Source organism: Clostridiales bacterium (genome assembly GCA_017569285.1).
In the GTDB taxonomy this organism is placed as follows: domain Bacteria; phylum Bacillota; class Clostridia; order Christensenellales; family Aristaeellaceae; genus Aristaeella.
Genome location: CP069419.1, coordinates 1,016,331 through 1,035,930, shown reverse-complemented (window position 1 = coordinate 1,035,930; position 19,600 = coordinate 1,016,331). Strand labels below are relative to the sequence as shown.

The 19,600-nt window shown below is 50.8% G+C and carries 17 protein-coding genes; 3 read left to right on the top strand and 14 right to left on the bottom strand.

Going from position 1 to position 19,600, the window contains the following annotated elements; genetic code table 11:
• Window positions 1-381: 381 nt before the first annotated feature.
• Together JNO48_04570 and JNO48_04565 are read left to right on the top strand one after the other, a co-directional pair.
• Window positions 382-1,764, top strand: coding sequence for an MATE family efflux transporter (locus JNO48_04570; GenBank protein ID QTE69179.1), 1,383 nt, complete (start codon window positions 382-384; stop codon window positions 1,762-1,764).
• A gap of 156 nt (window positions 1,765-1,920) precedes the next feature.
• Complete coding sequence (locus JNO48_04565; GenBank protein QTE69178.1) at window positions 1,921-5,073, top strand: TIR domain-containing protein; 3,153 nt, start codon at window positions 1,921-1,923, stop codon at window positions 5,071-5,073.
• A 73-nt stretch (window positions 5,074-5,146) separates the two neighbouring features.
• Here the strand turns inward: JNO48_04565 and JNO48_04560 are convergent, their stop codons facing one another.
• Window positions 5,147-6,340, bottom strand: coding sequence for a YcaQ family DNA glycosylase (locus JNO48_04560; protein ID QTE69177.1), 1,194 nt, complete (start codon window positions 6,338-6,340; stop codon window positions 5,147-5,149).
• A 20-nt stretch (window positions 6,341-6,360) separates the two neighbouring features.
• Window positions 6,361-6,726, bottom strand: a complete 366-nt coding sequence (locus tag JNO48_04555) for a RidA family protein (protein ID QTE69176.1) — start codon at window positions 6,724-6,726, stop codon at window positions 6,361-6,363.
• Window positions 6,727-7,070: 344 nt separating this feature from the next.
• Between JNO48_04555 and JNO48_04550 the strand changes: the two genes are divergently transcribed.
• Window positions 7,071-7,859 carry a helix-turn-helix domain-containing protein gene (locus JNO48_04550; protein ID QTE69175.1) on the top strand — a complete coding sequence of 263 codons (789 nt, stop codon included), beginning with the start codon at window positions 7,071-7,073 and terminating at the stop codon, window positions 7,857-7,859.
• Between the two features lie 73 nt (window positions 7,860-7,932).
• On the opposite strand, the gene JNO48_04545 is transcribed toward JNO48_04550, so the two are convergent.
• From JNO48_04545 to JNO48_04490, 12 genes are all read right to left on the bottom strand, one after another.
• The gene (locus JNO48_04545; protein ID QTE69174.1) at window positions 7,933-9,618 is read right to left on the bottom strand and encodes a hypothetical protein; all 1,686 of its coding nucleotides are present in this window, start codon (window positions 9,616-9,618) and stop codon (window positions 7,933-7,935) included.
• Window positions 9,619-9,633: 15 nt separating this feature from the next.
• On the bottom strand, window positions 9,634-10,155 hold the full coding sequence (locus JNO48_04540; protein ID QTE69173.1) for a sigma-70 family RNA polymerase sigma factor: 522 nt from the start codon (window positions 10,153-10,155) through the stop codon (window positions 9,634-9,636).
• Window positions 10,156-10,171: 16 nt separating this feature from the next.
• A complete protein-coding gene (locus tag JNO48_04535) occupies window positions 10,172-11,782 on the bottom strand; it encodes a M56 family metallopeptidase (protein QTE69172.1) in 1,611 nt (536 codons plus the stop codon).
• A 65-nt stretch (window positions 11,783-11,847) separates the two neighbouring features.
• The gene (locus JNO48_04530) at window positions 11,848-12,216 is read right to left on the bottom strand and encodes a BlaI/MecI/CopY family transcriptional regulator (protein QTE69171.1); all 369 of its coding nucleotides are present in this window, start codon (window positions 12,214-12,216) and stop codon (window positions 11,848-11,850) included.
• Window positions 12,217-12,477: 261 nt separating this feature from the next.
• On the bottom strand, window positions 12,478-13,743 hold the full coding sequence (locus JNO48_04525; GenBank protein ID QTE69170.1) for a hypothetical protein: 1,266 nt from the start codon (window positions 13,741-13,743) through the stop codon (window positions 12,478-12,480).
• Window positions 13,744-13,793: 50 nt separating this feature from the next.
• Window positions 13,794-14,348: a nucleotide exchange factor GrpE gene (gene grpE, locus JNO48_04520; protein ID QTE69169.1), complete on the bottom strand. Its 555-nt coding sequence runs from the start codon at window positions 14,346-14,348 to the stop codon at window positions 13,794-13,796.
• Between the two features lie 16 nt (window positions 14,349-14,364).
• Window positions 14,365-15,945 (bottom strand): Hsp70 family protein, encoded by a 1,581-nt coding sequence (locus tag JNO48_04515; protein QTE69168.1) that lies wholly within the window; start codon window positions 15,943-15,945, stop codon window positions 14,365-14,367.
• A gap of 20 nt (window positions 15,946-15,965) precedes the next feature.
• Window positions 15,966-16,226: a hypothetical protein gene (locus JNO48_04510; GenBank protein ID QTE69167.1), complete on the bottom strand. Its 261-nt coding sequence runs from the start codon at window positions 16,224-16,226 to the stop codon at window positions 15,966-15,968.
• Window positions 16,223-16,498: a hypothetical protein gene (locus tag JNO48_04505; GenBank protein ID QTE69166.1), complete on the bottom strand. Its 276-nt coding sequence runs from the start codon at window positions 16,496-16,498 to the stop codon at window positions 16,223-16,225. The genes JNO48_04510 and JNO48_04505 overlap by 4 nt, the downstream gene beginning before the upstream one ends.
• A 6-nt stretch (window positions 16,499-16,504) precedes the next feature.
• The gene (locus JNO48_04500) at window positions 16,505-16,765 is read right to left on the bottom strand and encodes a hypothetical protein (GenBank protein ID QTE69165.1); all 261 of its coding nucleotides are present in this window, start codon (window positions 16,763-16,765) and stop codon (window positions 16,505-16,507) included.
• Between the two features lie 20 nt (window positions 16,766-16,785).
• On the bottom strand, window positions 16,786-17,043 hold the full coding sequence (locus JNO48_04495) for a hypothetical protein (protein QTE69164.1): 258 nt from the start codon (window positions 17,041-17,043) through the stop codon (window positions 16,786-16,788).
• 85 nt (window positions 17,044-17,128) lie between these two features.
• A complete protein-coding gene (locus tag JNO48_04490; protein ID QTE69163.1) occupies window positions 17,129-19,537 on the bottom strand; it encodes a hypothetical protein in 2,409 nt (802 codons plus the stop codon).
• Window positions 19,538-19,600 lie beyond the last annotated feature (63 nt).

Below are 19,600 nucleotides of genomic sequence, written 5' to 3'. Positions count from 1 at the left end.
TTCAATCTGTAAAGTATGAATGCATGTATGTACATGAAAAAACCACTTATCCGGTGCGGATAAGTGATTCCATAACTGAAGATAATGCGGAATCTACTCTTTCCCTCCACCCGGACGGCCGGACGCGTGAACATAACCGGTCACAGTATCAGTGACGGTCAGCACAGTCTTCGCAGTCATCCGGTACGCCTTCATGGGAAGAGCTCCTTCCTGTAAAATATTGGGGTGAGTATATATGATTTCCATACCGGCGTCAAGCAGTTTTTTCATCCGGAACCCGGATTATGCATTTTTTGCGGTTAACAGGAAAACCGGCTGTAATCCGGATGGAAATATGATAAAATAAACTGTTATGATTTTTCGAACGCACGGGGGAAGCGCATGGAGAAGAAAGCGATTATCCGGGACCTGACCAGGGGGAGCGTGCCGCGCACGCTGTTCTCCTTCTCGCTGCCGCTGTTCCTGTCCGGACTCCTGCAGATGGTCTACAACATGGTAGATATGATTGTGGTCGGCAACTTTGTCGGCACGAACGGCCTGTCCGCCGTTTCCGTGGGCGGCGAGGTACTGATGCTGATCACCTTTGTCGCCATGGGCTTTTCCAACGCGGGACAGATCCTGATTTCCCGGTATGTGGGCGCCCGGCGGTATGACCAGGTAGGCGAAATGGTCGGTACGCTGTTCACCTTGCTGGAAAGCCTGGCGGTCATCATCATGGTGATCTTCCTGTTTTCCTACCAGGAGGTCCTGCGGTGGCTGAACACCCCGGAGGACATTTGGGAATACACCCGGCAGTACTGCATCACCTGCATCTGGGGCGTGGTGTTCATCTACGGCTATAACCTGGTGAGCGCGATCCTGCGCGGCATGGGGGATTCCAAGCATCCGTTCATGTTTATCGCCATCGCTTCCGTACTGAACGTTATCCTGGATATCCTGTTTGTCGGCCCGATGCAGATGGGCCCGCAGGGCGCTGCGCTGGCAACGGTGATCGGGCAGGCGGTGAGCTTCCTGTTTGCGCTGCGGCTGCTGTACAAAAACCGGGAACAGATCCATTTTGATTTCCATCCGAAGCATTTCCGGATTTACAAAAGCGTACGCGGCCAGCTGATGAGCCTGGGCATTCCCATGGTGGTGCAGAGCGCTGCGATCACATTCTCCATGCTGTTTGTGAACAGCTATGTGAATACATACGGCGCGGTGGCGATCGCGGTGACCGGTGTGGCGCGGAAGCTGGAGAACATGATCGGCGTGGTGAGCCAGGCGATCTCCTCCTCCGGCGGCGCGATGGTTTCCCAGGCGCTGGGCGCCGGGAAGACCGAGCGGGTGCCGAAGGTGGTCGGCCACGCGATGTGGATTGTGGCGATCCCGGCAGGCATCTTCGCGGTGATCACGCTGTTCCGGCCGGAATGGCTGTTCGGCCTGTTCTCCCAGGATCCCGAGGTGCTGGCGATGGCCATCACCTATATCCCGATTGCCATGATCCAGTACCTGGGCTGCGTGCTGCGCCCGCCGAACTTTGCCCTGATCAACGGCTCCGGCAACTCGAAGCTGAACCTGGCGGTGGCGCTGCTGGACGGCATTTTCTGCCGGATCGGCCTGAGCCTGCTGCTGGGTGTCGTATTCTCCTGGGGGATCCGGGGCTTCTGGTACGGCAACGCGCTGTCCGGCCTGGTGCCTTTCCTGATCGGTACGGTTTACCTGCTCTCCGGCCGGTGGAAGAAGATGGGGAACAAACGGAGAGAAGAACCGGAAGAACCATAAAAACAGATTATAAAATACAGATCATATCCGGCTTTCGTGATGGAAGCCGGATGTTTTCATCCCTGAAAAAAGATATATCTTTCCGGCACCGCTTCTGGTATACTGATTCCAGAAGCAGAAAATTCCACATATCCGACAAAGGAAGAGGTGCCGCCTGTGAGCTCCAGTCAGTACACAGCATTCATCAGTTACCGCCACCAGACGCCGGACCAGGAAATTGCGAAAAAACTGCATCAGATGATCGAGACGTACACGGTTCCCGCCGCCCTGCGGCAGGACGGAGAACGTCATCCCGGCAAAGTGTTCCGGGACCAGGAGGAGCTGCCGCTGTCGGCAGACCTGGGGCGGGACATTGAAGCCGCGCTGGACAACAGCGAATGGCTGATCTGTATCTGTTCTCCGCGCTACCTGCAGAGCAAATGGTGCCTGCGGGAAGTGGAATACTTCATTGAGCATAAAGGCCGGGACCGGGTGCTGGCCGTACTGGTGGAAGGGGAGCCGGAGGACAGTTTCCCGGAGCTGCTGCGCTTTGAGACGGATGAGAACGGAAACCGGAAAGAACGGGAACCGCTGGCAGCGAACGTCCGGGGAGAAAGCCTTGCGGACAACCTGAAGAAGCTGAAGAAAGAAAAATACCGGATCCTGGCGCCGATTGTCGGGACCTCCTTTGACGGGCTGTACCAGCGGGCCCGCCGACGGACCATGCGGAATATCATGGCGGCCGCGCTGGCGACCGTAGCGGTGCTGGGAGGGTTCCTGGCGTACGCCCTGGTGCAGAACGGAAAGATCACGGCACAGAATGAACAGATTACCGCGCAGAATGAACGGATCAGTGCCCAGAACGATGAGCTGACCGAGAAGAATGAGCAAATCGAGAAAGCCAACCAGGAACTGACGGAAAAAAACGAGCAGATTGAAAAGGCCAATGAGGACCTGTCCAAAGCCAACGATGAGATTACCGCCAAGAACAAGGAAATCAGTGACAAAAACGATGAGCTGACCGAGAAGAATGAACAGATCGAGAAAGCCAACCAGGACCTGACCAAAGCCAACGACGAGATCACCGCGAAGAACAAGGAGATCAGCGAGAAGAACGGTGAGCTAACCGAAAAGAATGAGCAGATCGAGAAAGCCAACCAGGACCTGACCAAAGCCAACGATGAGATCACAGCCAAAAACAAGGAGATCAGCGAGAAGAACGATGAGCTAACCGAAAAGAATGAGCAGATCGAGAAAGCCAACCAGGACCTGACCAAGGCTAACGATGAGATCACCGCGAAGAACAAGGAAATCAGCGACAAGAACGATGAGCTGACCGAGAAAAACGAGCAGATTGAGAAAGCCAACCAGGACCTGACGGAAGCGAATGAACAGATTACCGCGCAGAACAGGGAAATCAGCGAAAAGAATATCCGGATAGAGGAAGAACGAGCCACCGCAGCCCGGAATGAGTGCGACCTGCTGACAGAAAAATCAGTCTATTATTCATCCATCAACCGGAAAAATGAGGCGACAAAGCTGGCGCTCAACGCACTGGATGTTTCCGAAACGGTCGACGGATACGGGAAGAGCGAAGGGATGGAAGCCCTGGCGGTTTCATGCTTCATGGGTGACTTCGCTGTGGACGCGGAACTGGAATTTCCCGGATTTGTCAATTACGATCCTTCCTGTATCTTTTCCCCGGACGGGAAAAAGATCGCTGTGGTTGATTCCCGGTCCGGACTTTCCCTGTGCGACGCGGAGACCGGCGACCGGCTGTGGGTTTCCACCCCTTTCAGCCATGCTATCAGTTCCGTTCACTGGAATGAGGAAAGCACCAAGCTGGCAGTGACAGTGATGTGGGGGCACACGATATGCATTATCGATGCCGCAACCGGGGAACACCTGCAGGAACTGCATAATGTTTTCTACTGGCCGTGCAACGCGATTTTCGAAGGGGAAAATCTCCTGGTTGCTTTTTCAAAGGGAATTGTTGTGTTCCAGCCGGATTCCGAAGACGGGGTATTCCCATGGCCGGTCCAGATCCAGGACAATCAGCATATTACCTCCCGTTCTTTCCTGAATGACCGGTATATTTCCCTTTGCGAGCTGGCACTCGGAACGCCTTCCCGGATCTTTATCCGGGGGCTGAATACGGATGAATACTTCGGTATCGTGATGGACAATAATAAAGTGATTACCGGGTATACGATTTCCCCGGACGTGGAGTGGATCTATGTCCATCAATTCAATGAGGCAATGGTGATCAACCTGTACACTGATGAAATCCGGTGGCGGGTTGAAAGGGACGGACCCGGTGTCGAGGTACAGGAGTGTTCACCGGTATGGGTCGGAAATGTGATCCTGGACTGCGGCAACGCATATGACGCATTGACCGGCGAAGTGCTGTATACCACAGAGAACAACTGTGTCTGCGTATCCCCGGACGGACAGTTCTTTGCCGACGCGTCCACAATTTACCGGGTATCAGACGGCAAAGGAATTGCGGACGTTCCGAACAACGGAAACATCCGGGCAATGAGTCCGGACGGCAGCCGGCTGATCGTATACCAGCCCACGGCATATGACAGGGGACTGCCGGGAAATGAAGACGCGATTGCGGCCAGGAGGCAGGCGGCCTATGTGGAACTGTTCCCGGGGGAAGGAAGCCAGTATACCGTGGACCGGTATGAAGGAACCCTGCTGGAGATTTCAGACTATACGGAGCCGGATGTTCCGGCGGGTACCGTCATCCAGCTGAATGACCCGTATGGGACCAGCACAACCAGTTACCTGGCGGTAAGAAACTTTATCAGCCCGGACTGCCGGTATATCCTGATCATGAACCAGGGTATGTATATTCCGCTGTATGACCTGCAGGCGGGCAACGAGCCGATCGCACGGATTTATGACTTCAGCATCGGCGACCATGTGGAAGCGAAGGATATCAGCTTCTCCGCGGACAGCCGCCTGATGGCGATTGCCGGCGCCGCCGGACATGTGGCCGTATATGAGCTGGCGACCGGACGCATGGTATTCTCCTTCACAGATACGTACCTGGCGCGGTCCCTGTCTGAAATCCGGTTCAACGCGAACGGGAATTATATGATGGTGGCGGACTTCAACCAGACCCGTTTCCGGGTATACTCCACCACGAACGGCCAGACGGTGTACAACATGAACGCGATGAAAGAAATCCGGGACTGGGGTTTTGACCTGGAAACCGGCGACGCGGTAATGTGGTATACGGACGGAAGCGCGCAGATCTTCCGGATGTTTGAGGATGAGGACAGCCTGGTTGCTTATGCCCGGGAGAAGGCGGCAAAATAATCCTGAAAACCCCGGATATATCAATACCCCGCAGGAAGCCCTGCGGGGTGTCTTTATGCATTCCGGAAATGGATTATTCTTCTGCCTGGGTGCATCCGTTGAACTTTGCCAGGCGCTGCACCGCGCTGTCGATCATGCCGGAGAGCTTTTTGGTCTGCCGGACGCCGGGCTCCAGCCAGATATTGCTGACGGTGAGGATGCCGGCCTTCCGGTCCGCCCTCGGCTCAATCCGGCCGATGAACCGGTCGCCGCAGATCATGGGCAGCACATAGTAGCCGTATTTCCGTTTGTCCTGGGGCGTATAGATTTCCCATGAATACTGGTAACCCCAGACCGCCTCGATCAGTTTCCGGTCCCACATCATGGGATCCAGGGGCGCGAGGAATTCCAGACGGGGTTTTGTATCTTCCTCATCGGCAAGAACGGATTCCAGCATGGGCAGGCTCTCGCTCAGCACGTACAGCGGGAAACGGATGCCTTCCACCTGCACGGGAATAATCCGGCCGGCCTTTTCCAGGCGGGCGAAAGCCGCCTCCCGCTCTGCTGTATCCATATGGATACCCAGCCAGGCATCTGACCGGCGGTTCCACAGCATACCGACGGCTCCGATCCGGCGGCAGACGCGCCAGTCCAGGAAGGCGGATTCATCCACGCAGGGATTTGGAGCGTTCAGCAGTTCGGGCGGAAGGTATTTTTCCGCCAGGTCATAGAACTTGCGGGATCCGCTTTTGTGGTGAATGAGGAGCACCCCATCGGTATACAGCTGCTCCAGCACAGAACGGGAGGCCTGGGATTCCTTATGCCAGTGACCGCTCCAGTGCATGGAGGAATGCCAGAAGATGGTGCCCCCGATGGGCAGGGTATCGCTGCTGACCGGGCCGTTTTCCCGGATATAGCGGATGGCCTGTTCTTCCAGCTCCGGAATTCCGGGGAAACGGCGGCTATGCTCCATACTGCGCTCCCGGTAGCCAGAGAAGTACGGCCAGTCTTCCGCCGGCCAGATGGACAGCTCCTTGTCCGAATAATCCACGAGGAGACGATCCCTGTACAGCAGGTCGTCCAGCATCTGCATGCGGCAGCCTTTGACGCGGGACTGCAGCGTGAGCTGGGCATTCCGGCCGCAGACATCCACCGGGTCAAACTGAATGCAGCCGGCCTGGCGGACATACTGATACGCACCGTTTTTGCCGACAAAGCGGTGCTTACCCAGGAGCCCCTGCCAGTGCAGGATGAACTGCCGGGCCTGATTGATCGTAATCGAAATCATCTGATTTTACCTGACCCCGGTCAGCCGCAGTAAGCGACGGCATCGGCCTGGAACTGGAGGCCGTCTTTTCCGCCGACGTGGGCGAACTCCGTCTGGATGGATTTGCGGGCCGGGTATTTCCCGTGGAACCGCTCCTTGATGACCTTCTCCATCACCGGGATATTCCACACATCGCGGAACAGGCAGTCCAAATGGACCACGTTTTCCAGCGTGAGCCCGAACAGGGCCAGTTTCTGCTCCATATCGTCGAACGCGCCGTTGACCTGCTCCTCCATCGTGCCGCCGATATTGCCGACACAGTAGGACAGAAAGCAGTAGTCCCCGGCTTTCACAATGCCGGAATGCGCCCATTCTTCACTGATGTCTTTGCGGATAATTTCTCCCATGGCTGTATATCCTTTCCTGAAACAAATGTGTTTTTCACCTGCCATTATTTTACTATGGGAGAGGGAAGAAGAAAAGGCGAACAAAAAGATTTTTCCCTGATCCGGCGAAGGATTGACATGCTTTATCACGGCAGAATAAAATAGACATAGAAAGCACATAATGGCTCACGAAAGGAAACGGCGGAATATGATTCCGGATGGTTCAGCGAGATCACTCAAACGCGGGTTGAGAAAAAATCCAAACAGCGTCGATTGCCAGGAAATCTGTAAGGGAATATGATGTGCATGTCAGAAATCTCCTTGCAAGGGTTGTGACAAAGCCAGAAAAGAAAAGGAGAAAGCGCATGAACACGATCGGCGAAACGATTAAGAAGCTGCGGAAAGCCAAAGGCATGACCCAGGAAGAACTGGCGGAAGTGATCCATGTTTCGTACCAGGCGGTCAGCAAATGGGAGAATGGAGGATCCCCTGACCTGGAAATGCTGCCGGTACTGGCCAACACATTCGGCGTGACAATCGACGAACTGATGGGATTCAAGCTAGCCGCCTATACCAACAAGGAGAAGTTTATCCGCCTGATGGCAGACGCGGGCGTGCTGAAGCTCGGCAAATTCAATATCAAAGGGAAGGAATCCGGTTTCTACCTGGATACGGAGCGCCTCAGCACCAACCTCCACCTCGCGAAGCTGGGCGAATCCTTCGCGGACCTGATTATGGACGCGCAGATCGACTTCGACAGCATTATGGGGATTGCCTACCACGGGATCAGCTTCGCGGCGGCTACAGCGGTTGTACTGGCTTCCAAGTACGGGAGGACGGTCAACTTCTTCTCGGACAGGCGGGTCCCGGACAACCGCGGCCGCATCGTCTGCGGGCACACGCCGGAGGACGGGGAGCGCGTGGTGATCGTGGACGACCTGATCAACAGCGGAAAAACCGTTTCAAACGCGATTGAGCGCATCCGGACCATTGCGGATATCCGGGTGGCCGGCCTGGCCGCCATCGCGGACCGCTTTGAAGAGGGAATGGAGAAGAGCGGCGCCAGGGAACTGGAAGAAACCTACGGTGCCAAAGTCCTGACGATTGTGAAGGGCGAGGATATCATCCGGGCGATTGAAAAAGGAATCGTGTAAACATCATCCAGGATACAAAACAGGCAGCCCCCCGGCAGGGGAGCTGCTTTTATCATGGAGAGACACCTGTGGTTTACTCCGGCCATTCAATCAGGCGGGATACACTCATTTCCTCCACATCGTTTTTGAGAACGTAGCCAAATGTCCCTTCCGGATCCATAACCCAGTCCATTTCCCCGGACGGGATATCCACATACAGCCAGTCTCCGCTTTCAAAAACCACATGCATCCGGGTTCCGGCCGGGAAGGTTCCGACAGAACCGTCCAGCCATCCGGTTCCGCGCTTCAGCGTGATTTCCTTTTTCGCCTCGGCGAAAGTCGGCAGGGAACTCATATCGGACATCCGGCCGCCGATGCTGGTATAGCCTTTCACAACATATCCTTCCAGCGTTCCCAGACGCGTATGGATCCATTCATCCGGATCGCCCGGAAGGATATCGAGGACAGGAATGATCGCACCATGATTCAGCTCCCCGTAACTGCGGGAGTGACTGGTGGCGGCGGTACGGAACTGCGGACCGAAAACCAACGCGTACTGATCCGGAACACCCGGATAATGACCCTGATCGGCTTCCTCCTCCGTAACCGGGAACTGCTCGACCGGTACCAGGCCCAGATGATACGGGAACCAGGCTTTCGCGGCGGATTCCCGGGCGCCGAGTTCCTGCTTCCAGGTTGGTTCCATCCCGGAGAAAACCCGGATCCATACGGCTTTCCCTGTTGCAGAATCCAGGTGCTCATATGCGGAAATAATACATTCCGCAGACTGGTCGAGCCACATGACGGGATCCAGGTAGAAGGATGCCCGTTCGTTTTCTCCCAGCTGGTATTCGACGGCCAGTGATTCGTGGAGACCATCATAGGTGATACGATAATCCCCGTTCCGGTACAACGCGTTTTCACCCAGGGGTGTCAGCTGCCAACCATTGCTGTTCCGGATCAGCATAACCAGCTGGCGGCGCCCGCTTTTCTCAAAGGCGGCCAGGCCGGAATCATAGTAAAATGAATCGCTGCCATCAAGGGGGCTTTCGCCTGTGAGCATGGCACCGCCTGTGCATTCCCATCCGGACAGATGCGGATCGGAGAATGCTGCAGCCAGTTCTTCCGGAATTTCCCCATCGAACAATGTCAGGTCCATCGGGCGGCTATAATGCGATACGGTTTCCCGGCGGATTCCTTTCCGGTGGAAGGGAACGGGTTCCCGGGAAAGGTGATTCTCGTCCATCACGGCTTGTACCAGTCCGCGCAGTGCATCTGTCCATCCGAATTCCGGACCATAGCAGCTTTCGAAAAGGCCGTAAACAGCACTTCCGGCGTCTTCGGCAAAAACCAGGCTCGTGCTGCTCATGATCTCCGCATCATACATCATCTGCAGCAGGTCCTGATGCGCTTTCTTATTCCAATGGGTAAAAAGGCCTTTTTCCCGGACAGAACGAAGGAGGACCCGAATGGCTTTTTCACCGGGAGACTGAAGGTATCCGGTATCAAAGGGGGAGACTCCGGTGACCTGGCTGGTTTCCCTGTCTATATATACGGAATAAACCCATTCCGGATGATCCGGATCCCGGCAGATGACGGAACCGTCTTCCTGCACCTCCGGGATAAACCGGGACGCTTCTTCTTCGGTGAATCCGATCACCTGCGTCAGGTAGGCCCCGGCGTATGGGACCAGGTCGATCCGGACTGCGTGCGCGAATCCCGGCACGGCCAGCATAACGGTCAGCAGGAAAGAAAGTATATATTTATACCGGCGTTTCATATGATTCCTCCGTAATCAGTCCTGAATCATGGCACGGGCTTTTTCCAGCCGCCTGTGGACGGAGGACTGACTGGTCTGAAGCGTTTCCGCCGCTTCCCGGATCGTCATTCCATACCAGCAGACCATCAGGATCACACTCCGATACTTTTCCGGGAGGTTCATCACATCCAGGATCAGTTCCCTGTCTTCCCGGGTGGATTTTCCCAAGGCTGCCAGGTCTTCATCCGCCACAGACAGTTCCCCGTGCACGCGCCAGCTTTTCCGGAGCAGATCCATGCAGGTATTGCGGGCAACCTTCATGATCCAGGACCTGGCCGTGCAGTGATTCCGGCCTTCATAACAGTCCAGCTTGCGCCAGATTTTGAGGAAGGTTTCCTGCAGCGCGTCTTCCGCATCCGAACGATTCCGCATATACATATAGCAGAGGCGGAGAACATCGGTGCCGTACCGGTCATACCAGGCGGAGACGACAGCGGAAGTGGAACAGGTGACAGTTTCGTCTGAGCGGACCGCGCTGCTCCCAAGTGTCAGTTCCATCTTTATATCCTCCCGTTCAGCCGTTACCGGATACCTGCAGGTTCAGAAGATCAAAGCTGTGATCCGCGTTCATGCGGACGAATATACTGACTCCGGCATCATAGGCACTGTCCTTCGGCCAGGCGTTTAAAAATATATATTTGGCGTCGCCCACATCGCGGACATAAACCAGTTCCGGATCCTGTATCAGCTCGGCCAGGCCGGGCACCAGGGCATTCATCATCTCCGTGATCCAGGCTTCGGTATCGGCCAGGTCCCCGGCATCCATAAAGGTGCTTTCGACGTATTCACCATCGGTTAACCAGCGTTCATCCTCCGGATTCCGGGCAACATCATCGATTATACCGGTTTCCGTGAAACAGGCGGAAAAGAGATCTGTGTCACCGACAGACAGCATTACGGACCATGATCCATCTTCCTCACGGAAAGCTGAATATTCCCCGTCCGTTTCCCCGGCACGGATGATTTTCCGGATAGACTGCGCGTATTCGATTGCTTTGTCCTGATCCCGGATGTCCATTGTGCCTGTAAGGGCAGAGTTCAGGTAATTCCCGTTGTCCTCCCAGCCTTCGACAATCTCCAGCGGGTTATCTGATTCCGAAGTGGCAAAGGCGCAGACCAGGCAGAGGGAAGCCAGGACGGCGAAGGACGCTGCCAGCCAGCGGACAGGCGGGCGCTTCTGCATCACCGTGGCAACCCGGGTTTTGAGCCGCTTTCCGGTCATGGTCATGCCGGTGGCCAGGACACCGACTCCCGGAGCGTTGCGGCGGGCGGCTGCAAGCACCAGCACGCTGGCATAGGACTGCCTTTCCTCGTGGGTCATCGGCTGGGTGACCCGGTCATCGCAGCGGAGTTCGCTGTCGGTCCGGCTCATGCCGGCGGCAAGCCATACCAGCGGATTGAACCAGTGAACGGCACAGCACAGAAGGCGCAGGACACCCCAGATATGATCCCTGTTTTTCAGGTGGCAGATTTCATGCGTCAGCACGTGAATCGCATCCTGCGGGGAAGCACTCAGCGGCAGCGCGATATAGGGACGGAAGACGCCGACCAGGCAGGCGCTCGGCAGGGGATCCGTAAAATAAACCGGGATGGGCCTGATTCCGCGAATCCTGCACAGCGTTTCAAACTGCTCCAGCAGCTTTCCGGAGATCGGCTCGATCCGGTCCGCACGAAGGCGCAGGCGGAAACGAATATTGCTGAAAAGGAACCATGCGGCAACCAGCAGGACACCGAGCAGCCAGATTTTTGCCAGGGTGATGCTGGCTGTGGCGTTATCCAGGCTGTCCCGCAGCCGGCTGGCCGCTTCAGCGGCCGGCTGGTTATCCGCTCTCCAGAAAACAGCGGATAAATCACCAACGGCATCTGAGACGCGGACTTTGACCTGCCCGGCAATCGGACGGATCGCAGCGTCCCAGACAAAATCGGAACGGATGATATGAATGACGGGATTGGCGAGCGAAAGGGGACACAGCAGCCGGATGGCTGTCAGCAGCCAGCCGAAACAGAGCATGTTATTCCCCAGCTGCTTCCGGAGGAATTTCCGGAGCGGGATCATGAGCAGTATGGCAATACCGGCCATGATATTGGCTTCAATCAGAAAATTGTAGATAAACGCTGATCGCATAGCATAACCTCCCTGCTATACAGACAAGACAGCAGTTTCTTTCTTTTACTTTCAAGCTCTCCGGGTTACTTTTTCTTTTCCTGCATAACCGCCAGGATCTGCTGGAGATCATCTTCGGAAAGCTCTCCGGAATCCACCAGGTGGTTGACCAGAAGGGATGCTTTTCCCTTGAAGATATGGGAAAGCAGTTTGTGGGTCTCCTCGGTGGAAGCCTCTTCCCGGGTGATCAGGGGAGTATACTTCTTGGCCCGTTCGGAATCATCCATGCTGATGCTGCCCTTTTCGAGCATCCGCTTCAGCAGGGTGATGACCGTATGCCGGGTCCATCCGGTTGTAGGTTCGAGAATCGCGGTAATTTCCGTCATGGTGCGGGGAGAGTGATCCCACAGCACTTCCATGATTTTCCATTCCGCTTCTGTTACCTGTACAGTCATAATTTACACCTCCGGAAAATGGTGGACGATCGTCTACGTTTTGAAGTATACAGTTGTCTACCAAGTTTTGTCAACTGTTTTTTGAGAGAAATAGTAATTCGGTCAAAACCGTTGATCTGATCATGTGCCTTTACATGGCCATGGCGAACAGGCAGGGGAAAACGCAAAAGGCAGGCCGCAACCGGCGGAAACTGAAAAAGGCAGCCGAAGCTGCCTTTGATGGAAAGAGCCGGAATGGAGGGCTTTCCGCCCCTCCACATCTTATTTTACTACTCTCATTTTTTTGCTGATGAGCCAGCTGACAAATATAGCAAGAGCAATAAGACCTGCTGTAATTCCAGCTGTTGCCCAGGTGCCGCGGAATGCAGCAATGAAGAAGATGAAAACCGCGCTTAGAACGAGCCAAATAAAACGGCACCAGTTTTCTTCATCGATATAACGATAAAATGCACAATAGTTGTATACACCTACGCATGCTACAAACAGAATAATAAGCAGCCATGATGGGATGCCTGAAAACGGTCCAATCCTGTTTCCAGATAACAAGGCTAAGGCGGTTGCTCCTACCATCCCGAAAATGGAAAGAATAAACAAGATGATGCTAAGTTTGTTCCGATGCTTTTCGGTTGCTTCTTTGGCCATTCTTTCACGTTCGGCCTGCTCTCTAGCCAAACGATCCTGTTCTGCTTTCCGCTTCCTTTCCTCCTCGTCTTTACGCCTTTTCTCTTCGTTTTCTTTGGCCTTCCTGCGTTTTTCTGCCAGATCATTCAGAACTTCCTTGCCATGCCCCATACCATCTCCGAAGCTTACGGCGGTCTCGGCTATTTCTTCAGCCAGTTCTTCATTTCTTGGACTATAAAAATACAGTGATCTGGCTAATTCGCCAAGAATTATACCACGGAGTGAATTATCCTTACCTGTTGCGATAATATCGGCCTGCTTATACTCTTCCCGCATCATCCGGACAATGGGATCAGTTTCGCCATAGCCATTTTTAACTATTGTTCTGTACTGCCTGTCGCAGATCATTCCTTTTTCAAGGTGGAATGTGGCATCGTCTCCCTTTAATACGATGGCCTTATTAATATAGGACATAGCAGTGGAATAATCCTGATTCGTCCGGTAAATGTTTGCAGCGAGCTGATAAAAATATGGATCCTCCTGATCGCTGGGAGCATAATTCATGGCTTTCTCCACAGCTGTTTTGGCCAGGTCAAAGGTACCAGATTGATAGTACGATCTTGCCTGATCATACCAATATTTATACTGCGCTCTGCGTTCGGCATCCGGATCGGCCTGCTTTTCCTCTATTGGTTTTGCATTCAGTTCCTGGTCATATTGTGCTTTAGAGGCTTCACTCGCGAACACTTTTTTCGCTTCATTGATCAGGACCTGCTTTTTAGCAGCTTCTTCCGGAGCGTTTATCTCACGCTGGTGCCAGACAACTTCCTGACGAATCAGTTCTTCAATCAGGTCTTTTGCCGATGCGGCGGGATCCAGTTTTAGTTCTTCGTAGTAGTTAATCAAAGTGCATTCTTCCTTTCTTTTGACTAATAGTTTTTTTATTTGTTGTAATGTTATTCAGCCATATCACCAACTTGCTTCTGTTTCGGTATGGCTGCGATTACTTCCAATGGACGAACGACTTTTCCCTGTATGAGATATCCTTTCCGGACAATTCGCAGAATTTGAGGAGCGATAATATCATCACGTTCTTCGGATCTGATGACTTTGCAGTACTTTGGGTTCAAATCTGAAGATTCACTAATCAGAGATACTCCTCTTCTTTCCAATATCTCTGTCAACTCCTCATGAATTGAGCGCACAGTTTCATTGTCGGAATATTCGATGCGGTCCAGTAGCAGGATAATGTCATAAAGGAAAGGTTCAATGTAAGCATGTTTTGCTTCATCTGTCAGGGTTTGAATAAGTTCATTCTTTTGTTTGTCGTTCATCAACCGCCTGGTGAACAAATCCTTCAAGGCATTTATTTCATCCCTGATTTCATTCAGACTCAAGTCATCATGAACATACAAGATTTTAGCCTTAGTTTCAGGAGAAGTCCCAGCATCGGGCGTTTGTTCACTCAGTGGTTCCGGCGGCAAAGTATCTGTCTTTTTTTCTTCGCACATAGATCCTCCAATAATGTTATTCAATATATGTCCGTTTTGAAATTTCCGTAGCCTTGACCACTTCTTCCGCACTCATGTTGGAAGAACGATCAATTTCGAAAGTCCCAAGACTTTGATTTGTCACTTTATCGATAACCTCAATCGATACAGTCTGATCCGGATCATAAGCATAGATGATTTCAACTGGCGAATCCTTTGGATAAGGCGGGATAGACAGCATGCTTTCACCAATAATTTTCACATAGTTAATATCTTCGTCATCGCCTTCGGTTACTCTTACATTGATTTTTGTTTGATTGTCATCCATAGTATATACAGTCTCAGACATTTTTGTCGGAATTTTTGTATTATGCGGTATGATGATCGTATTAACAGGTTTTTTCATCTGCTTATCGTAGGTAACTACGCCAAGCGATTGACTCGTAACATCAGAAATGATGATTCTATTTGATACTTCACCCTCATTTTCGGATACTGCAGCAACGCGTGCATCCGATTGAGGAACACCATTTTCAGCATTCAGATCGAATGTGCTTGCAAAGATGGCAGCACCTTTTGCTACCGCAGTGTCTGGATCTACTTTATAAGATACCTGACGTTTGGATATATCTTCAATAAATCTTTTCACCATGGGCATTTTGGTTGATCCGCCGACAAGCAGAACCTCATCAATATCTGACCAAGGCATTCCTTGCATTGTATTTTCAAGAATAACTCTGGTCATTGTGATCAGATTCTCTGTAGCAGCCTCAAATTCTGTACGGGAAATTTCTATGGAATAGTCTTTTTTGGTATCAGGGTGTGTAAAGTGCAGGCGAGTCATTTCGCGATCAGAAAGCATCCGTTTTGCACGTTCTGCTTTTTCACGGATATCTGCAAACATCGCATCATCGTTGATATCCAGTTCAAACCCCTGGTCAGTTAGTTTGTTCCGAATGATTTCTGCCATCTTTGCATCGAAGTTGAAGCCGCCCAGCTTTGAATCTCCGCCTGTAGCAATGACATCAAAGGAATTGCCGTGAATGTCCATGATTGTAACATCAAAAGTTCCTCCGCCCAGATCATATACCAATGCACGGCAGTCTTTCCCTTTGCCCAGACCGAAAGCGATAGCAGCAGCGGTAGGTTCATTAAGCACAGCAAGAACATTCAGTCCGGCAATGGCACCGGCCTGTTTTGTCGCGGTACGGCGTGCATCATCAAAATACGCCGGAACTGTAATGACAACATCTTTTACCTCTCCATCAACGCGCTGTGAAGCATCCTGACAGAGCTTTCTCAGAATAAACGAAGAAAGCATTTCAGGCGTATATGTTTTTCCACTGGGACCTTTACGATTGACCTTTTCGTCCTTAACGCCCATATCACGCTTCACGAACTGAACAACATTGTTTGGATGCTGGCCAGCTGCGTTCTTCGCCTCCTGACCGACGATCATTTCATCATCGCCATCGGAGGTTGTACCATTGAAATAAATAACAGAAGGAGTTGTGTTCATCCCATCAATGTTGGGGATGATTTTAGCTTCCTCATCTTCATAGACTGCAATAGCAGAATATGTCGTGCCAAGATCGATACCATAGATTTTTTTGTCCATAAACAATGAACCTCCTGCTGTTATTTATTAATTTGCGACATATATGGTGCAATCCTATCATGTAAAGCATTAGCAGCGCTTTCAGCAGAACTCAGGGTATTGATCAGACGATACAATTCATTTATCAGAGTTTGGCCTGGCTTTTGATCTGCGAAGAGGCTTTGTGTTTTTTGAATTGTTTCGGATATATACCCTTGTTCACGTTTTAACTGTTCACCGCTTTTATGGCCTCTGTCGGCGATCACTACCAGATGCTCGCAAAGCTGAACGATATTTGTCATTCTGCAACTTCCTCCGTAATATCAAGCTGCTCTGCAAGGTCTCTGGAATAATTCAGGCCTTGAATCACCTGGTCAAGCAATTCTCTGATCCTTTGACAATGATTGGTCAGTTCCTGATCAACACCAACGACCGATCCACTCAGGATGTTAGCAATAATTGCGCTCGTATCGATTGCGTCATTTTTGACAGCATTTAGATTCGTAATATTGCTTTTTATGTCATTGATTATGATAGTTCTCATCCGTGCTTTTTCAGGATTAACTACTCTCATTATTTATCACTTCACAGCATTATTTAAATAGTTATCACATGTGCGACAGAGTGTCTTCATGATTGCCGCTGCCTTTAAAACAGACTGAGCTGCTGCGCTGACAGCAATGGACGCTTGCTGCCCTGATTGGCTTGGACGGGTCAATGAAGCAATCTGATTCGCTTGTACACCCAGTGTGTTACCTGCGGCACTAACCATAACAGACAGGTTTTCAGAACTGCCTTTAATTTCCTGAACAGATGCAATTAATTCCTGAATAGTTGCCATATTCATACCCTCCTTTTTTGTCAGATTGCTCTGACCTGAATCAGCTTGTCTTTTGCAGCTTGAAGTTTTTGCAGAGTATCATCAACTTGCTCTTTTGTTTGCTGCAACTGACTGATCATTTCCTGCGCATAATTTGTTGTACTGTCTCCAAGTTCTGCCTGAACACGTCGCATTACCTCATCAACTTTAGTGTTATAGGAGGTCAGTTTGGCCATCTGATCATCAATTTCTCGTTCTGTTGCGGTGACAGCCTGAATAATCTGCATAACCAAGGACATTTTACTTTTCTCCTCTCAGCTTTCTATTGGGTCTTTCTGTGACTGTGACATTTAGCAAGAACATCTCAGAAGCTATAGATGCTCACTAAGATATATGGAAAGCAGGCAAATCTCCTGCGGATATGGGAGCATAGGGGATAAATGTCATCTCCTCCTGATATTCAACATCATCAACAATCATCCCACGGTTTGCTTGCGGAGTCCATCGAACAAATGGGTTGGTCAACGATTGGACGGTACGTTCATCTGTTCTAAGGAATATTTTTGTGTTGAATGCATCAGAATTGCCAAAGCCAGCAACCTGAGCTGTAAACTTGGAGGCTTTTACCCACCAACCGATAAAATGAATCTTCTTTGCAGGACCACTTTCTACAAGAGCTTTCAGTGGACTGCCATTTCCAAATGGGTCATTAGCAATCATCCAACGGTCAAGCATCACTCCGAACAAATAGATTGAATCGCTTCCGACGGGTTTTTCAGTCAATTCCTGAAGCAGATCAGAAAAATGCTCTGTTGAAACCGTCTCAATAAAGTATCCCAGCTTTTCCATCAGCGTGACAAACTGTGGATACTTATTCTCAAAAGATTGAGAATCACTGTTAAAATCACAGAAAAGGAATCTTGCATCCCCAGTTGGATGCTGATATGCCAGAGACAGGGCAACGCTCTGAATAATACCGATAGCATTATTGCAATCACCATCCGGTGTGCCCAGAATAGCGATATTTCTGCCAGGCTCATTCCGCATCGGAATGGTAACGCGCTCTCCATCGATTGAAATCTGATCTCCAATAAATGCCACCGGTGCTTTTGCAGCCTCGTTTACCTTTTTGATGATACCCATTGCGCTGACTAACGAAATCCGCCGCTCGCTCTCGAAGGTAAACGGTGGGACTGTATAGGAACGAGCCATTTCCCACATCTTTCTGCGTATGGGACGCAGTAACTTCTCATCAGCAAATGCAATGACTGTTTTACGGTTCTGAGAAACCTCGCCATAGTCCAGGTTTACTACAGCCTCACGGGGCCTTAAATAGGCAGCAGCGGCATTATTCATGGAAAGGATTGCTTGCGCTTCTGTAACGGAATTCTTCAGGGCAATGCGGATGGGGATCTGGCTAAAAATGCTATCTCTGTTCTGATTTAATGCTCTGTTTCCTGTAAGAGTCTGCGAGGCTAAGATAAAATGAATTCCAGCTGCGCGGAACAGACGTACGGATTTCTCCAACATATCTGCGATTTTCTGGCTGGTATAACTATCCTCACCAAACATCATCTGGAATTCATCAATTACAACCACAATTCGGGGCATCTGGATATCGGGATTGTTCATTCGTAATTCACGGATACTTTTGGCGTTTTTCTCTTTCAGAAGCTTCATCCGATTAATATACTCAGTAAAAAGTGAATTCAAAACTGCAAGGCCAAAAGCCACATCGCTCTCCAGCCCTAAAGTCCTTGCGTGTGGCAGGTATTCTTCCTGACCAATGTTGGAATAAGATTTTAAAGATACGCCTTCTTTGAAATCAAGCAAATGTAATTGCAGTTCCTTAGGGGAATACCGCATACAAAGACTATGGATAATTACAGAGATCAGATTCGATTTGCCTTGTCCAACAGCGCCCGTAATAACTGCATTATGACGTTGATTTATCTCATCGCCAATGGTAATTTCCATATTATTGACGCCATATTTACCCACACAAAAGGTAAGTCCATCAATACTGTTTTGCTTCCAGAAATCCGTTGTATCATGAAGCTCTGAAAACAATACAGTGGACAGTTTTGTATTGCGAATCCGACCTACGAATGCATCACAGTCTCGAATGATCGTTTCTGCATTGTCTGGAACAAATGGGGAAGTTTGGCCGCTTTCATCTGACACCCCGCCTTTCCCAACTTCCAGAACCGTTATGTTTGGCGCAATTGAGGCGATGGATCGTTCAATCTCTTTTCCACTGGAAGTATGAAAAGACAGATATGTTGTTGAAATAATCAAGAAAGAGATACCGGCAGATGGTCCACTTCTCATAAGAAGCGAAAGCTGTGAAAGGATTTCCTGACTCGCAAGTCCTAAATCCATAAACAGCACAACCAATTGGTAACCCTCAATAGCGCGCTGCATCTTGCTTCTAAATTCAATCAGTGATTCTTCACGACCTTGTACGACATTCTGTACTTCCTGTATCTGCTGCTGCAGTGTTTTCAATTGATCCAAAAGATTCTTCTCATCCGTTATAAAGTGAAGAATCCGGGATTCTCCGGCAGAAAGGGAGGCAAATGGAGCGAACAATCCAGATAGTTCTCTGTCAAACCCATAAACTGTAAGCTGACCGGGAGCAGTTTTGAAAATCGCTTCACAGATAATATGCTGGGCTAATTTGACGACAAGTGAAGAATATGTGTTATTGATCCAAATATTTCCTTTTCCAAGAAAATCAGCTCTAATATGCCCGATGTTTAGCTCACTGCATACATCTAATATATTATCCATCATTCTTCCTCCAGGGCTGTTTTTTAATAATCAGAATGGAAGCATTAAGAATGGAATGCTTCT

What these genes read in the sequence shown, in the direction of transcription:
- JNO48_04540 (QTE69173.1), bottom strand. Translation starts at nt 10,155, where the DNA reads ATGGAACTGACACTTGGGAGCAGCGCGGTCCGCTCAGACGAAACTGTC.
- JNO48_04515 (QTE69168.1), bottom strand. Translation starts at nt 15,945, where the DNA reads ATGGACAAAAAAATCTATGGTATCGATCTTGGCACGACATATTCTGCT.
- JNO48_04545 (QTE69174.1), bottom strand. Translation starts at nt 9,618, where the DNA reads ATGAAACGCCGGTATAAATATATACTTTCTTTCCTGCTGACCGTTATG.
- JNO48_04500 (QTE69165.1), bottom strand. Translation starts at nt 16,765, where the DNA reads ATGGCAACTATTCAGGAATTAATTGCATCTGTTCAGGAAATTAAAGGC.
- JNO48_04550 (QTE69175.1), top strand. Translation starts at nt 7,071, where the DNA reads ATGAACACGATCGGCGAAACGATTAAGAAGCTGCGGAAAGCCAAAGGC.
- JNO48_04495 (QTE69164.1), bottom strand. Translation starts at nt 17,043, where the DNA reads ATGTCCTTGGTTATGCAGATTATTCAGGCTGTCACCGCAACAGAACGA.
- JNO48_04560 (QTE69177.1), bottom strand. Translation starts at nt 6,340, where the DNA reads ATGATTTCGATTACGATCAATCAGGCCCGGCAGTTCATCCTGCACTGG.
- JNO48_04490 (QTE69163.1), bottom strand. Translation starts at nt 19,537, where the DNA reads ATGGATAATATATTAGATGTATGCAGTGAGCTAAACATCGGGCATATT.
- grpE (QTE69169.1), bottom strand. Translation starts at nt 14,348, where the DNA reads ATGTGCGAAGAAAAAAAGACAGATACTTTGCCGCCGGAACCACTGAGT.
- JNO48_04510 (QTE69167.1), bottom strand. Translation starts at nt 16,226, where the DNA reads ATGACAAATATCGTTCAGCTTTGCGAGCATCTGGTAGTGATCGCCGAC.
- JNO48_04530 (QTE69171.1), bottom strand. Translation starts at nt 12,216, where the DNA reads ATGACTGTACAGGTAACAGAAGCGGAATGGAAAATCATGGAAGTGCTG.
- JNO48_04555 (QTE69176.1), bottom strand. Translation starts at nt 6,726, where the DNA reads ATGGGAGAAATTATCCGCAAAGACATCAGTGAAGAATGGGCGCATTCC.
- JNO48_04570 (QTE69179.1), top strand. Translation starts at nt 382, where the DNA reads ATGGAGAAGAAAGCGATTATCCGGGACCTGACCAGGGGGAGCGTGCCG.
- JNO48_04505 (QTE69166.1), bottom strand. Translation starts at nt 16,498, where the DNA reads ATGAGAGTAGTTAATCCTGAAAAAGCACGGATGAGAACTATCATAATC.
- JNO48_04535 (QTE69172.1), bottom strand. Translation starts at nt 11,782, where the DNA reads ATGCGATCAGCGTTTATCTACAATTTTCTGATTGAAGCCAATATCATG.